Annotated in this window: 14 protein-coding genes; 3 read left to right on the top strand and 11 right to left on the bottom strand. The window is 48.3% G+C overall.

Going from position 1 to position 13,669, the window contains the following annotated elements:
* Window positions 1-777 (top strand): IS3 family transposase (locus ACFVS2_RS29625; RefSeq protein ID WP_390239935.1); only part of this gene is annotated, 777 nt, incomplete at its 5' end.
* A 90-nt stretch (window positions 778-867) separates the two neighbouring features.
* Here the strand turns inward: ACFVS2_RS29625 and ACFVS2_RS29620 are convergent.
* The 7 genes from ACFVS2_RS29620 to ACFVS2_RS29590 all read right to left on the bottom strand — a co-directional run bounded on the left by ACFVS2_RS29620 (window position 868) and on the right by ACFVS2_RS29590 (window position 7,515).
* Window positions 868-1,842 (bottom strand): aldo/keto reductase, encoded by a 975-nt coding sequence (locus ACFVS2_RS29620; RefSeq protein WP_390239933.1) that lies wholly within the window; start codon window positions 1,840-1,842, stop codon window positions 868-870.
* A 249-nt stretch (window positions 1,843-2,091) separates the two neighbouring features.
* The gene (locus ACFVS2_RS29615; RefSeq protein WP_390239931.1) at window positions 2,092-2,277 is read right to left on the bottom strand and encodes a hypothetical protein; all 186 of its coding nucleotides are present in this window, start codon (window positions 2,275-2,277) and stop codon (window positions 2,092-2,094) included.
* 224 nt (window positions 2,278-2,501) lie between these two features.
* Window positions 2,502-3,638, bottom strand: a complete 1,137-nt coding sequence (locus tag ACFVS2_RS29610) for a M20 family metallopeptidase (protein ID WP_390239929.1) — start codon at window positions 3,636-3,638, stop codon at window positions 2,502-2,504.
* 12 nt (window positions 3,639-3,650) lie between these two features.
* Window positions 3,651-4,451, bottom strand: coding sequence for an ABC transporter permease (locus tag ACFVS2_RS29605; protein ID WP_048031089.1), 801 nt, complete (start codon window positions 4,449-4,451; stop codon window positions 3,651-3,653).
* Window positions 4,448-5,290 (bottom strand): ABC transporter permease, encoded by an 843-nt coding sequence (locus ACFVS2_RS29600; protein WP_390239927.1) that lies wholly within the window; start codon window positions 5,288-5,290, stop codon window positions 4,448-4,450. Before ACFVS2_RS29600 ends, ACFVS2_RS29605 begins: the two co-directional genes overlap by 4 nt.
* 3 nt (window positions 5,291-5,293) lie before the next feature.
* On the bottom strand, window positions 5,294-6,388 hold the full coding sequence (locus ACFVS2_RS29595; RefSeq protein WP_390239925.1) for an ABC transporter ATP-binding protein: 1,095 nt from the start codon (window positions 6,386-6,388) through the stop codon (window positions 5,294-5,296).
* Between the two features lie 8 nt (window positions 6,389-6,396).
* Window positions 6,397-7,515: an ABC transporter substrate-binding protein gene (locus tag ACFVS2_RS29590; RefSeq protein ID WP_390239923.1), complete on the bottom strand. Its 1,119-nt coding sequence runs from the start codon at window positions 7,513-7,515 to the stop codon at window positions 6,397-6,399.
* 228 nt (window positions 7,516-7,743) lie between these two features.
* Here ACFVS2_RS29590 and ACFVS2_RS29585 point away from each other — a divergent pair, with 228 nt between their 5' ends.
* Together ACFVS2_RS29585 and ACFVS2_RS29580 are read left to right on the top strand one after the other, a co-directional pair.
* Window positions 7,744-8,505, top strand: a complete 762-nt coding sequence (locus ACFVS2_RS29585; protein ID WP_173618352.1) for an IclR family transcriptional regulator — start codon at window positions 7,744-7,746, stop codon at window positions 8,503-8,505.
* A 242-nt stretch (window positions 8,506-8,747) separates the two neighbouring features.
* Window positions 8,748-9,287 (top strand): hypothetical protein, encoded by a 540-nt coding sequence (locus ACFVS2_RS29580; protein WP_173618353.1) that lies wholly within the window; start codon window positions 8,748-8,750, stop codon window positions 9,285-9,287.
* A gap of 13 nt (window positions 9,288-9,300) precedes the next feature.
* Here the strand turns inward: ACFVS2_RS29580 and pdxR are convergent, their stop codons facing one another.
* The 4 genes from pdxR to ACFVS2_RS29560 form a co-directional block, all read right to left on the bottom strand.
* Window positions 9,301-10,779: a MocR-like pyridoxine biosynthesis transcription factor PdxR gene (gene pdxR / locus ACFVS2_RS29575; RefSeq protein WP_390239921.1), complete on the bottom strand. Its 1,479-nt coding sequence runs from the start codon at window positions 10,777-10,779 to the stop codon at window positions 9,301-9,303.
* A gap of 81 nt (window positions 10,780-10,860) precedes the next feature.
* Window positions 10,861-11,568, bottom strand: a complete 708-nt coding sequence (locus ACFVS2_RS29570) for an ABC transporter ATP-binding protein (RefSeq protein ID WP_173618355.1) — start codon at window positions 11,566-11,568, stop codon at window positions 10,861-10,863.
* A 14-nt stretch (window positions 11,569-11,582) separates the two neighbouring features.
* The gene (locus ACFVS2_RS29565; protein ID WP_007717354.1) at window positions 11,583-12,359 is read right to left on the bottom strand and encodes an ABC transporter ATP-binding protein; all 777 of its coding nucleotides are present in this window, start codon (window positions 12,357-12,359) and stop codon (window positions 11,583-11,585) included.
* Between the two features lie 21 nt (window positions 12,360-12,380).
* A complete protein-coding gene (locus tag ACFVS2_RS29560; protein ID WP_390239919.1) occupies window positions 12,381-13,664 on the bottom strand; it encodes a branched-chain amino acid ABC transporter permease in 1,284 nt (427 codons plus the stop codon).
* Window positions 13,665-13,669: the final 5 nt, after the last annotated feature.

The raw sequence follows: 13,669 nt of genomic DNA, 5'->3' as shown, positions 1-13,669 counted from the left end.
TGCGCTTGGTTGGGTATTGCCCGATCCACCTATTATCGATGGAAGTCGGTGTTTAAAACGAAACCGAAGGATCTCATAATTGAAAAGATTCGGGAGCTATGTTCCCTACATAAATTCCGCTATGGCTATCGAAAGATCACGGCACTCCTTCGGAATGAACAGCTAATTAATCACAAGCGTGTGCAGAGGATTATGCAAGCGGAACAACTGCAATGTCGAGTACGCATCAAGAAACGTAAACCAACGGGACAACCTTCACAATCAGCTGAGCATCTACTACAACGTCAATTTCATGCCGAAGCTCCGTTGCAAAAGTTAGTGACGGATATTACATATTTGCCGTTTGGTGGGAAAATGTTGTACTTATCAAGCATCTTAGATTTATACAACGGGGAGATTGTTGCTTACTCCATAGCAGATAAACAAGACACTTCGTTTGTCTTAGATACATTGAATCAACTTCCTGATCGACCAGGAATGATGCTACATAGTGATCAGGGTAGCGTATATACGTCTCAAGCTTACCAAGAAGCAGTTAAAGGAAAAGGCATTACCATGAGCATGTCCCGCAAGGGAATGCCCGCTGATAATGCCCCAATCGAATCGTTTCATTCCACGCTAAAGTCAGAAACGTTCTATCTCGAAGGCCTTACGAGTACAACGACGGCAATCGTTGTACAGACCATTCGAGATTATATTACCTACTATAACTCAATTCGTATTCAAACGAAACTAAACAACCAGTCGCCGGTTGAATTCCGAGGACTGGCTGCTTAAACTTGTAAGGTGTTTTGATCCCTGTCCTAGAAACGGGGGTCAGTCCCGAGGCTTCGGGACTGTCATATTAGTCGACAACTGTCATCATTGTTACGGCAAACGATAGACGGCAAATGGTTCCCCGTTTCGGTACGTGTCACTCAATCGGTCCAGCTCTGCCAAGGTCGCTGCATCCAACGTCAAAGCTGCACTTTGCAAATTATCCGTAAGCTGCTCTACACTGGTCGCGCCCACGATCACCGAAGAGACAGCCGGCTTGTGCATGAGCCAAGCCAAGGACAGCACACTGGAGGATACACCTAGCTCCGCCGCTACCTGACTGATTTTACGTCCAAACTCCAGCTTGTCTTCACTTAGTAACCGTACGAAACGCGGCTCCTTATCCGCCCGCGAACCAGCCGGGGTCTGTTCTGCGGAGGTATATTTGCCTGTTAAAATTCCGCCAGCAAGCGGGAAGTACGGAATGATGCCCACTCCTTGATCCAGACATAGCGGTACGAGTTCACGCTCCGGCGTCCGATCTGCTAGCGAGTAGCTGACCTGCGTCGATACGTAACGATTCAGCCCTTCCCGCTGACTGATGCCAATTGCCTTCATCAATTCCCAAGCCGCATAGTTGGAAGCCCCGATGTAACGCACCTTCCCAGATCGAACCATGTCATCTAGTGCGCGGAGTGTTTCTTCCAAAGGCGTCTCTGGATCAAACGTATGAATTTGATATAAGTCCACATAATCGGTGCGCAAACGCTTCAAGCTGTTCTCCAGCTCCAGCATCAGGTGGTAACGCGATGAGCCTCTCTGATTCGGTCCTTCGCCTTTTACCAAACCAGCCTTCGTCGCCAAAACGACCTCGTGCCGCTTCCCTGAAAGCGCAAGCCCGATGATTCGCTCCGATTCTGTTTGCGTGTAAATATTTGCCGTATCAATAAAGGTAATCCCATTTTCGATTGCGGTATGAATGATGTTTACAGACGTTTGTTCATCCGCACGCCCTCCGAATGAGTTCGTGCCTAATCCCAATGCTGATACCTTCAATCCACTGCCACCAAGTCGGTAGTATTTCATATTGTGATCGACCTCTTTTCATAATAGGAGTGCTCTTCCATTATCTCCTATTTGGGTGAGGATTTCATGTGCTCCCACCACTAGCGCATGATTCAAGTTTGAAATACTCTAGTACCTACTTGTTTTCTAAGTTTTTTTGAGCTAAATCAAGAGCTTTTAATTTGATTTATTTTACTAAGTCCTTTGCTATAATCTTGCACGGACAGCCTTCCAAAAATAAGTTTTGCATCAAGGTTATACCGATCCAACTCAATTATAGTAATAGGCAAAACCAGTCCAACTGTCTTTCTCTGGCTCTATCTGTCTCATAATTTCATCAAAATATCCGTCCCACATTCGTAATATATATGTATCGCCATTGGACAGATATCTTCTAAATTGTATCTTTTCCTCACCTTCAAAACCTTCAAAGTATTTGCTATTGATTATCTCCATGAACTCCCCTTCCACTCTCATCTTCATGTCTATATAGTAGTGAAAAACCTCTGCCTTGCTCCTACCACCAATTTGGCCATACATTCTCCTCCCTGTGTGAAGACTATATACAGATGGAAGAGCTCATATTGATCAATAACGTCTGATATCTAAACTATATACAAAAAGCACCCCCCAGATGCAACTTCACACGCATCAAGGCAGGTGCCTTTTCTCTTATCTCTCTATACTTCCTCTATCAACCGAGCCAACAAGGTAGCACGCGTCGATATTTCTCCCAGTTCGATCCATTCATCCGGCGAGTGGGCGTAGCCACCCTTTACACCAAGTCCATCCAGTGTCGGGACTCCACAAGCAGCAGCGAAGTTGCCATCACTTACTCCACCTGTACCCGACTCTTCCAAAGCCATCCCTAGTTCATTGATGCTAATCGATTGTGCAAGGGAAAATAATTTGCCTGTCTCTTCGGTTCGCTCCATCGGCGGTCGGCGAATGCCTCCCTTTACGCTGATGTTTGTACCGGCGAGCACTGGCGTGAGTTCACTCATTACCTTCTCAATTCGTAATGCCTCTTCCATCGAGATAAATCTCACGTCTACTTCAGCTTCTGCCGAGTCGGCTACTACATTGGAGCCAATCCCGCCCTTGATGACGCCCACATTGACGGTCGTTCCTTTCTCGTAATCGGTCAAGGCATGCAGAAATTGCACCTGTCTCGCCAGTTCTTCAATTGCAGAGACACCTTTTTGATGATCGACACCAGCGTGTGAGGAAATACCGCTGACTGCCACGGAAAAATGGGCGCTTCCCTTTCGCCATGTTTTGAGTGCGCCGCTCGGTTCGGTTGGCGGCTCCAACACAAAACTCGCCACCGAACGCGCGGCTTCTTCTTCTACCAGTCGGCGAGAAGTCGGGCTACCGATCTCCTCGTCACTGTTTAATAGAAGCACGATTTTTTTATCTGCAGGCAGGCGATCCAGCTTCACCAATGCCCGCATCGCAAACATTGCTTGCAAAACGCCCGCTTTCATATCGTATACGCCCGGCCCGTACGCTTTCTCATCCCGGATCGCAAATGGTCGGCGAGCCGCCTCTCCTTCTAGCCATACGGTATCGTAATGGCCGATGATGAGGATTTGCTTTTCCCCGTTGCCCAGCGTACAACGCACCTGATCGCCATACGTCTTATTCTGGATCAGCTCTGCTACTCCCCCTGTCAGCCGTTGAAACTGCAGGGAGAACCAGCCCGCCATGCGGTCGCCCAGCTGTTTGTCACGAGAAGGCGAGTCCATGTTGACTGCCTCTTCGAGTAGCTGGAGATAGTGGGACATATTCTCTTGTACATAAGTGTGGATTGACATAGTGCCTCTTCCTTAGTGAGATTGTGAATTGAGTCCGAACAGGCGCTCTAGTCCGTACACTTTTTCCAACAAGACGATGAACACCAGACTCAGCAGGATGACCACCGAGGAAATCGAAGCCACCAACGGGTCAAGTGTTTCCTGCATATAGGTGAAAATCGCGAGTGGCAGCGTCGTCGTATCCGGTGCCACCAAGAATAAGGAAACCGTCACATTGTCAAACGACGTCAAGAACGAAAAGATCATCCCCGACACGATGGCCGGACGCAACAGTGGCAACGTAATATCCCAGAACACCCGAAACGGATGGGCCCCCAGCATGTATCCCGCTTTTTCCAACGTATAATCGAACGAGCTAAGCCCTGTGAGCACCAGCCTTACGACATACGGAATCGAGATTAGCATGTGCGCCAGCAAAAGCCCCGTAAACGTCCCTGCGATACCAATTCGCGTGAAAAACAGCAGCGCGGAAATCCCGATAATAAGCGAAGGAACGGTAAGCGGCGAAAGCATCAGTGCGTTGATGATGCCGCTCCCACGAAACTTGTATTTGGACAGCGCGAATGCAGCCAATGTCCCTATGAGAGTCGCCAAAATGGCCGTTACCGTAGCTAGCTTAAGACTAAACCACAGCGAATCGATGAACTCCGGTCGATCCAAAATCATTTCATACCACTGCCACGAAAACCCTTCCGGTGGAAATCCGAGATATCCTGCTGCGGTAAAGGAGCTCGGGATAATGACCAGAAACGGCAGATTGACCAAAACAAGCACAAAGAACGTGATGAGTCCGAGTACGTTTATTTTTTTCATGACGCAAACACCTCTTTATACCGCTTGGTTTCAATCAGCTTCGTATACAAAGTCACCAATAGGATCGTGCTGCCCAGAAGCAGGAAGGCAAGTGCCGCACCCAAAGGCCAGTTCAGTGTCGCCATGATTTGCTCATAAGCGATGACAGGCATAACCTTCACGGACGTTCCCCCCATTAAGGCAGGTGTTACAAAAGCGCTCATCGACAAGCTGAACACCAGTGTCGTGCCGGCAATAATCCCCGGCAAGCACAAGGGCAAAGTCACACTGAAAAACGTACGTGCGCGGGAAGCCCCCAAAATCGACGCCGCCTTATTCAGGGACGGATCGATGGCATACAAGCTGGTTGCAATCGCTAGAACCATGTAGGCAATAAAGGAATCCGTCAGACCGATCACAATACCCAGCTCGTTGTACAACAACCGCAATGGTTGATCGATCAACCCCAGACTGATCAACATTTCATTGATCCACCCTTTTTCACCCAAAACCACTACCCAACCGAAGTTGCGAATCACAACACTGATGAGGTGAGGGGCCAGGATTAGCATCGTGACGATTCCACGCATTTTCCCTGTAGCCTGCGCCATGTACATCGCTACAGGAAATCCGAGCAAGAGACTCGCCAGTACGGTCCAGAGACTCACACGAATCGTCCGCCACAGAATCTCCAAGTAGTACGGATCTTGTACAAACAATAAATAATTGTGTAAAGAGAACGCCTGATTCTCATCCTGGAAGCTAAGCAAAAGCATCATCAGCATCGGGATGATGAATACTCCAAGCAGCAAAATCATCGCAGGTGCTGTCAACAATGTAACCGAGAGACGCTTACTCATCCGTCATCCCCTTCCTGCGGGCATGACCAGTACGTCGTCCGCGTTCCATTGACAGTAAACCGTTTGACCTTCTTGGCGGTCCACCGAACTATCGGTCATTTGGACTTTTACTGAAAGCGTATGCTCCCCGACCTTGACCTCACATTCTGTGTACGAGCCCAGGAAGGAGGCAAGCTGCAAATGTCCTTTTACCCGATTCGCTTCCTCACTGACTGCTGTATCGGTCAGCTTGATTTTCTCTGGTCGGATAAAAATGATCACTTTTTCATGGAGTGCCACTGTTCGCTGTTGCTTTGCCGCCTTCACGAGCATTCCACCAGTCGTACGCAGCGTGAGTACATCCCCGTCAATTCCGATGACTTCCCCTTCCAAGCGGTTCGTCTTACCGATGAAGGTATGTACGAATTCAGATGCGGGCTGATTGTAAATCTCCAGTGGTGTACCGATTTGCTCCACGAATCCGTGATTCATGACCACGATGCGATCAGAGAGCGCTAGCGCCTCTTCTTGGTCATGTGTAACGAAAATAGTCGTAACGCCGATTTCGTGATGTAAGCGCTTTAACTCATCGCGTAGCTCTTCACGAAGTTTGGCATCCAAGTTACTGAGCGGCTCATCCAAAAGCAGGAGCGACGGCTCAATAACAAGCGCCCGTGCAATAGCAATCCGCTGACGTTGTCCGCCAGATAGCTGATTTGGGTAGCGGTCTGCTACGTTTGGCAGCTTGACCAGCCCAAGTACACGATTCACACGCTCTTGCATTTCTTGCTTGTTCACTTTGCGTAATTTCAATCCGTAGGCGATGTTTTCCGCCACAGTCATATGCGGGAACAGCGAGTACGTCTGAAACACCATTCCCAACTCCCGCTTGTACGGAGGCACGCCATTCATTCGCTGCCCCTTAATCAAGAGGTCTCCGCCATCCGCGTCCAAAAAACCGGCAATCATATTCAAGGTCGTGGTCTTACCGCAACCAGATGGGCCGAGAAACGAAATGAATTCGCCTTGCTCCACCTGCAGGTTGAAGTTTTGAACCACGACATTGCTTTGAAATTTTTTCATGATGCCGCGCAGTTCAACGTCAATCACCTTGGTCACGTGAATACCTACTTTCCTGTTTTAGGTGCGATTTCTTTGTTAAAGCGATCCAGCCAAGCAGATGTTTCCTTGCTCACTACGCTATAGTCGAAGTTAACAACCTTTGTACGATCGAATTCCAATGTTTTCGCTACATCGTCTGGTAGCTTCACAGATGTTGCTGGATTGTAGTACAGCTTCGTTGCGTACATCGTTTGAATTTCATCTGTCAAAAGGAAATCTACGAATGCTTTTGCCGCTTTTGGACTCTTCGAACCTTTTACCAGCGTAGCTACGTTCGGTACGATGTTTCCGCCCTCTTCAGGGAAAACGAACTCCAATGGTACGCCTGCTTCTTTTTGTGTCAAGCTACGCGCCATTGTCCAAGTGGTGTACGCTGCGCTCTTGTTTTGCAGATTTTGCTGAAGCTGTGCTGCACTCTTCGCAAAGGTCGGCATGTATCCTGCAATCGTTTCCATTTGTTTAAAGCCCTGTTCCATATTTTTCTCGGACCCGCCATTTGCGTACGCCAGCATGATCATCGCAGAGCGTCCGAAGTTGCTCGCTACGTCTGTCATCGTGATGTAGCCTTTCACTTCAGGCTTAGCTAGGTCATTCCAGGACTTCGGTACAGGCAAGCCTTTTTCTTTTACCAGGTCCGCATTGTAGGAAATCCCCATCGGCGTGAAGTTTACGACTACACCGCTATCCTCCGTCACACGCAAATCTTCCGGTACGTTTTTCATGTTCGGAATATCTGTTGCGGATACGGCTTCCCATAGGCCTTCTTGACGACCTTTCTCTTGCTCGCCGCCCTCAATGATGGTCAAGTCGATTTGCGGAGCATTTTTCTGTGCCTTAACCTTCGCTACGATGTCCGTAGAAACCCCGGAAACATAGGTCAGCTTTACATTCGGATACTTCTCGTTAAACTTCTTGAAGACTTCATCCTTCATCATCTTTTCAACGGTCGCGCCGTTTCCTGCTACTACCAGAGTGTCTTCCAGCTGAGCTTGTGCTTCGGTGCCGCTATTGTTGCCAGCAGCTGGTGCAGGAGCAGATGTTTGCGGCGTGGAGGATCCACATCCAGCCAGCAAGGAACCAGTCAAAGCGAAAATGGACAAGACGGATAATGCCTTTTTCTTCATGTAAGTTCGACCCCCGATTGTCTGTTTTGTTCACAAATAGAGAACAGCGTTTCCTATTCGAGAACGATAATGTTATACTAGCATAAAGATACTGACTATTCAAGGTAGTCGTACTAGAAGCATCATTGCCCCAATTACAGGCTTGTCAGCATTCTTTCTAATGGTAAAATTACTTCAATCGAGACTCTTCTTTTAGAGGGGCTACTGTACGTTAAAGGAGACGTTTGTATGGACCAAGTATTGTCTTCTGTTCGAAATGGCTGTCGGCTGTTAAAAATATTTCTCGATTCGCCAAAGGAACTCGGGGTAACGGAGCTCAGCAAAAAGCTCCAGCTGTCCAAGGGAGCTGTTCACAAGCTCCTGTCCACGCTGGAGTCTGAAGGATTTATCCGCCAAAATGAAAAAACCAAGCAGTATACGCTTGGCTACTCGCTTTTGGAGCTGGGCACTAAGGTGCTCACGAATCACGATATCGTTGATTTTTCCAAACCGTTTCTAGACCAGCTTGTCTCACGGACAAACGAATTGGCGGTCTTATGTGTACAAGATTCCAAGGACGCGATTTATGTAGCCAAAGAGGATTCGCTTCATCCTGTTCGCTTTACCGTAGAGTCCTTCCGGCGTTTTCCTCTTTACTCTACCTCCGCCGCCAGGGTTTTGCTCGCCTATCAGCCGGAGGAGTTTCAAGATGAGATATTGCAAGAACATCCCCTGAAAAGCTACACGCCTCATTCGTACACGTCGGTCGAGCAAATCAAAGAGGACTTGGCGACTATCCGCGAGCGGGGCTATGAAATCAGCTCGAATCGACGCAATACAGGCGTGACCGGAATCGCTGCCCCGATTTTTGATTCGACTGGACACGTAACTGCATCCGTCAGTGTCATCGGTCCCTCCGACCGCGTGATGCCGAAACAAGAAGAGATTTTGCAAGAAACGCTAGCGACGGTACGTGCGATGTCATCTCAGTTAGGGTATCGAATGTCTTGAAGCTAGCTTGAGTTGCCATGAAAAAACCTCCTGTTCATCAGTCTGCTCTGATGCCAGGAGGTTTCTCTTTATGTTGACTCACCGTCTGACATAAGATCAAATCCTTTGCTCAATCCGTTCACCTGCTCTTCACTCAAAAAATGATGTTAAATTTTTCATCTTGAGGAGAAACGGTCTTATTAGTTTTTCGTCCTACTAATTGTGAAAAGTATTACGCGCAAATAGAAAGGAAATGACACCCTATGAGAAAAACATATTTGCTGCTTTCTTCTTTGTTATTCTGTGCTTTGTTTGTTACTGACGCTCATGCAGCTTCACAGCAAGGAACGGTTGCGCCTGTTCCTTCCCAAGTAATTGTTCCAACAAGTAGCAAGGATAAACTAGGAAATACCATTGAAAAATCAATGGCATATGTGAAAACGTTACAAGTGAAAAATGGAAAACTATTCGTCTCGCTTGACTATGTTCAATGGTTTTTCGGTGAGGCAGCAGTAAAAGCTTATCGTCAAGATCACCCATTAGAAAAAGAGGACTATCCAATGCCCTATTACATTCGTAATAGCAGTCCTAAAATTAGAACGTTTGAAATTTCTCCGAAGGCTTCGTTTACTCTTCAAACCAACTCTACACAAAAAGATGGGAATTTCCATTGGAATGAATCCGTAAACACCGATACTTTTAAAAAGTTTGTGCTAGCCAAGGGGATTCCTTATCAGATACCATTCCACATTGAAGTAACGAATGGAATCATCACAAAAGTTACAGAACAGTACGTCCCCTAAACGCAGCTTTCCTTCACCCGATCCCTTGGATTGGGTTTTTATTTTCCCATTCCACTTGCAAATAAGGCTCCCATGCACGTTTCAACAGACGAATTCCCCCCTCAATCTCCTCGATGGTCTGCCCTCCGAAGCCGAACTGAAAAGCCGGAAGTCCATTTTCCTGTGGATGAACCCATTTATGTGCAATTGGATAGACACGAACGCCTGATGCAGCCGCAATTTGCGTCAACTGTTGCGGAGTGCTCTTACTTTTCACTTCTACCGTCACAGACAGCCCGGCATCCTGACCCTTGATCCGGATGTACGCCCCAAAGTGTTCCTGCAAGCACTGAAGCAGCGCCCCATGCTTTTTGCGGTAAAGCGTCCGCATCTTGCGAATATGCCGCTCCCAATCGCCATTTTTCATGAACAAGGCCAGCGTCTCCTGATGAATACGTGATGCCGACTGGTCAAAATCCACCAATTTCTCCTGATACACTGCCAATAACGCTTGGGGCAAAACCATATAGCTCATCCGAATCGACGGCAGCAAAGCCTTGGAGAACGTCCCCAAATAAATGACGCGTCCCTGCGTATCCAGCCCTTGAAGGGAAGGAATCGGCTTGCCATGATAGCGAAACTCACCATCGTAGTCATCCTCCATGATGTAGCTCCCCGTCTGATTCGCCCAGTGTAGCAGCTTTAGCCGTTTGGCATATGGCATGACAATTCCAGAAGGGTCCTGATGAGACGGTGTGATATAAACTAGCTGCGCTCCACTTTCACTGAGCGCTTCCACATCAATCCCATCCTCCGCCAGTTTGATCGGTCGCACATCATAGCCCAAATGGGAAAACACGGCACGAACACCGTGATAACCCGGCTCTTCCATCGCAACAGCCTGTCCCCGTATTCCGAATAAGAACCCCAATAAGCTGATTATCACTTGCGTTCCCGCACCGATCACAATTTGCTCTGGCGTAGCTTGTACACCTCGAGCTCGTCCGAGATATCGTGCGAGCTCCTCCCGCAGCTGCGGCTCGCCTTGTCGGTCGCCGTAGTAGAGCACATGCTTGTTTTCTTCCTGCATGCATTGGTTGGTGTACTTACGCCAACGGTCAAAAGGAAAGTGCTCGGCATCTACGCGCGCTTGGTAAAAATCATATTGGACCGGGACTGGTGAGGGCGTAAGTCGAGGCGTTTGGACGTGAGCCGGTTTAATTGGTTGCTGCCCTTTCCCTGTGGGTACAGGCACTGGCCCATCCCAGTCCACATCGACCACATAAAATCCGCTGCGCTCCCGACTCTCGATGTAGCCTTCTGCCATGAGCTGGTGATAGGCGCTCTCGACAGTCGTTTTACTCACTTGCAAAAACCCGCTCAACGCCCGAACAGAAGGCAGACGCGTCCCGGAGATCAAGCGCCTCCCTTGGATTTCTGTACAAAAATAGCGATAAAGCTGTTGATAGAGAGGCTCGCTCCCTTCTACGAAGCGGGGACTAATATCTAGCACGCTTCATCCTCCTCGCTGACCAAATGAAAAACCGACGGAGACAAAATCCCCATCGGTACTCACGTTTCTATTACACCAATATTACGCCAAATACGCCTCTCTTACCTGCGGATTCATCAATAATGTCTGGGCGTCATCTTGCAAAATAATTTCACCTGTCTGAATCACATAACCGCGATGCGCGACAGACAGCGCCTGATTCGCATTTTGCTCGACCAAGAGAATCGTCATGCCTTCCTTGTTCAGCTCCGTAACGATGTCAAAAATCTGCTCCACCAGAATCGGCGCCAATCCCATCGACGGTTCATCGAGCATGAGAATTTTTGGCTTCATCATCAGTCCACGAGCAATCGCCAGCATTTGCTGCTCGCCCCCGGACATCGTGCCACCTTTTTGACTAGCCCGTTCCTTCAGTCGCGGAAAGTAAGCAAAGGCACGCTCGATTCCTTCTTCAATCACCTTTTTATCGGATACACTGAAGGCACCCATCTCCAAATTCTCGCGTACGGTCAGCTTTGGAAAAATGCGGCGACCTTCCGGAACGTGGGCGATTCCTGCTAAGGCAATATCATGTGTACGCATCTGCGTAATGTCTTTGCCATTAAAGATGACTTTTCCTTCTTTGGCACGGGTCTGCGCACAAATCGTTTTCAACGTGGTCGATTTACCTGCCCCGTTGGAACCGATCAGCGTCACTACTTCGCCTTCGTTTACCGTTATGCTCAATCCTTTTAATGCGTGGATGCCGCCATAATACGTATGAACGTTAGTCAGCTCTAGCAATGCCATCGATTTTCCTCCTTCTACGACACGTCCGACGCACTTTTTCCGAGATAGGCCTCAATGACGTTAGGGTTGTTGCGGATTTGTTCGGGTGTTCCTTCTGCAATTTTTCTCCCGTAATCCAGCACGTGAATGTATTCGCTAAGTCCCATGACCAGCTTCATATCATGCTCGATCAAAATAATCGTCAAATCGAGCTCTTTTTTCAGCCGACGAATAAAATCCGTCATCTCAACCGTCTCACGAGGGTTCATCCCTGCCGCTGGTTCATCGAGCAAAATAATTTGCGGATTGGTCGCCATCGCCCGGGCTATTTCCAATCGTCGTTGCAACCCATAAGGCAGACTCCCTGCTGCTTCATTGGCAATATGCGCGATCCCGACATACTCCATGAGCTGATAAGCCTCGACGCGCGTCCGCTCTTCCTCCTGGCGTACACGTTTGGAGTTGAACAAGATTCCGAGAATTCCAGCCGATAAGCGGCTATGCACACCCACCATGACATTTTCCAATGCCGTCATTTCTTTGAACAGACGAATGTTTTGAAAGGTGCGGGTGATACCGCGACTCGCGATCTGATCAGGACGAAGCTTCTTGATACTTTTGCCATTCAGCAGGATTTCTCCCTCGTCTGGCTCGTAAAATCCGGTAATCATATTGAAAAAAGTCGTTTTTCCGGCTCCATTCGGACCGATGACCGCCGTAATGCTTCCTTTTTCGATGTCAATCGAGACGTCTTGATTGGCTACCAAGCCACCAAAGCGCTTCGTTAAATTTTTTGCCTCTAACAATGCCATGCTCATTTCCCTCCTCGTCCGCTATGACTGTTTTCCAGAAGTCAATTGCGACAGTCTGCCGAGAATCCCCAGCTTTTCTTTGCCAAACTCGCTATTTTTGATCGAATCGAGATCGTTTTTCTTCCGTTTGGCTGGAATCAATCCGTTAGGGCGATACAAGGCTACGAGAATGAGCATGATACCGAAAATGAGTCGCTGGAACTTGGATGGGTCCAGCTGGTTGGGTAAACTGATGAGCCCCGAATTTTGTAAACCATGCAGGAAGTTGGAGAATTCTTTTAACAGCTGTACCTGCAAGATCGTGACAAAAGCGGCACCAAGCACAACGCCTGGAATGCTGCCACTACCACCCAGAATAACCATGACCAAGATCCCGATCGATTCCATCAGTGTAAAGGAGGTCGGATCGATAAACGTCTGCTTGGCCGCAAAGATAACACCCACGACACCAGCGAAGGAAGCACCCAATGCAAATGCAGCAAGCTTGGTATTCAACAGGGAAATCCCCATGGACTGGGCAGCCAGCTCATCCTCACGTACTGCAATCCATGCACGTCCCAAACGGGAATGCTCAAAGCGTATATTCGCCAAAACGATAAAGGCAATCACAAACAACACGATGAAGTAAAAGTAAAACGGCGTCCCCATCTTGATCCCAAACAGCTCAGGAGACGGAATCGGCGTGATTCCCTGCGGACCGTTGGTTATGTTGATGGGCTTGTCCAGGTTGTTGAAGACAATGCGAATGATTTCACCGAAGCCCAAAGTCACAATCGCGAGGTAATCCCCTTTTACTCTGAGAACTGGCAATCCTAGCAATATTCCGAAAACAGCAGCCACAATCAAGCCGACTATGAGAAATGGCCAAAACCACTCACCGGAGAGCGGGAACAGATTCCCTGCAATAAACTCATTCGCTTGCGAGGTCGAGAAAATCGCGTACGCATAAGCTCCAGCAGCAAAAAACGCGACGTAACCCAAGTCAAGCAAACCAGCAAAGCCTACTACGATATTCAAGCCCAATGCCATCGCTACGTAGATGCCTACCTGTGAAGCTACCTCCATGTAGTAACGGTTTTCACCAGCTACCAACGGAATGATCAGGAGGAGAACGATAGCGCCAATCGTCATTTTGATCGACTTGGAGGTATTAGTGTAATAGACAAGCACAATAGAAGAAAGAATGCCGAGAAACGCGATGACCGATTTATCCATGAGGTACAACGCGGCAGAAAAAGCTACAATCCAGATCAACGTGAATACGAGCGGAATGCCTTTGAATGATTTCCAAGCGAGATTTGCCATTTATT

Origin of the sequence: Brevibacillus sp. NPDC058079 (genome assembly GCF_042885155.1) — a bacterium.
In the GTDB taxonomy this organism is placed as follows: Bacteria; Bacillota; Bacilli; order Brevibacillales; family Brevibacillaceae; genus Brevibacillus.
This window is presented reverse-complemented; position numbering and strand designations above follow the sequence as displayed.

What these genes read in the sequence shown, in the direction of transcription:
- ACFVS2_RS29565 (WP_007717354.1), bottom strand. Translation starts at nt 12,359, where the DNA reads ATGGCATTGTTAGAGGCAAAAAATTTAACGAAGCGCTTTGGTGGCTTG.
- ACFVS2_RS29585 (WP_173618352.1), top strand. Translation starts at nt 7,744, where the DNA reads ATGGACCAAGTATTGTCTTCTGTTCGAAATGGCTGTCGGCTGTTAAAA.
- ACFVS2_RS29600 (WP_390239927.1), bottom strand. Translation starts at nt 5,290, where the DNA reads ATGAGTAAGCGTCTCTCGGTTACATTGTTGACAGCACCTGCGATGATT.
- ACFVS2_RS29620 (WP_390239933.1), bottom strand. Translation starts at nt 1,842, where the DNA reads ATGAAATACTACCGACTTGGTGGCAGTGGATTGAAGGTATCAGCATTG.
- ACFVS2_RS29590 (WP_390239923.1), bottom strand. Translation starts at nt 7,515, where the DNA reads ATGAAGAAAAAGGCATTATCCGTCTTGTCCATTTTCGCTTTGACTGGT.
- ACFVS2_RS29615 (WP_390239931.1), bottom strand. Translation starts at nt 2,277, where the DNA reads ATGGAGATAATCAATAGCAAATACTTTGAAGGTTTTGAAGGTGAGGAA.
- ACFVS2_RS29605 (WP_048031089.1), bottom strand. Translation starts at nt 4,451, where the DNA reads ATGAAAAAAATAAACGTACTCGGACTCATCACGTTCTTTGTGCTTGTT.
- ACFVS2_RS29610 (WP_390239929.1), bottom strand. Translation starts at nt 3,638, where the DNA reads ATGTCAATCCACACTTATGTACAAGAGAATATGTCCCACTATCTCCAG.
- ACFVS2_RS29560 (WP_390239919.1), bottom strand. Translation starts at nt 13,664, where the DNA reads ATGGCAAATCTCGCTTGGAAATCATTCAAAGGCATTCCGCTCGTATTC.
- ACFVS2_RS29580 (WP_173618353.1), top strand. Translation starts at nt 8,748, where the DNA reads ATGAGAAAAACATATTTGCTGCTTTCTTCTTTGTTATTCTGTGCTTTG.
- ACFVS2_RS29570 (WP_173618355.1), bottom strand. Translation starts at nt 11,568, where the DNA reads ATGGCATTGCTAGAGCTGACTAACGTTCATACGTATTATGGCGGCATC.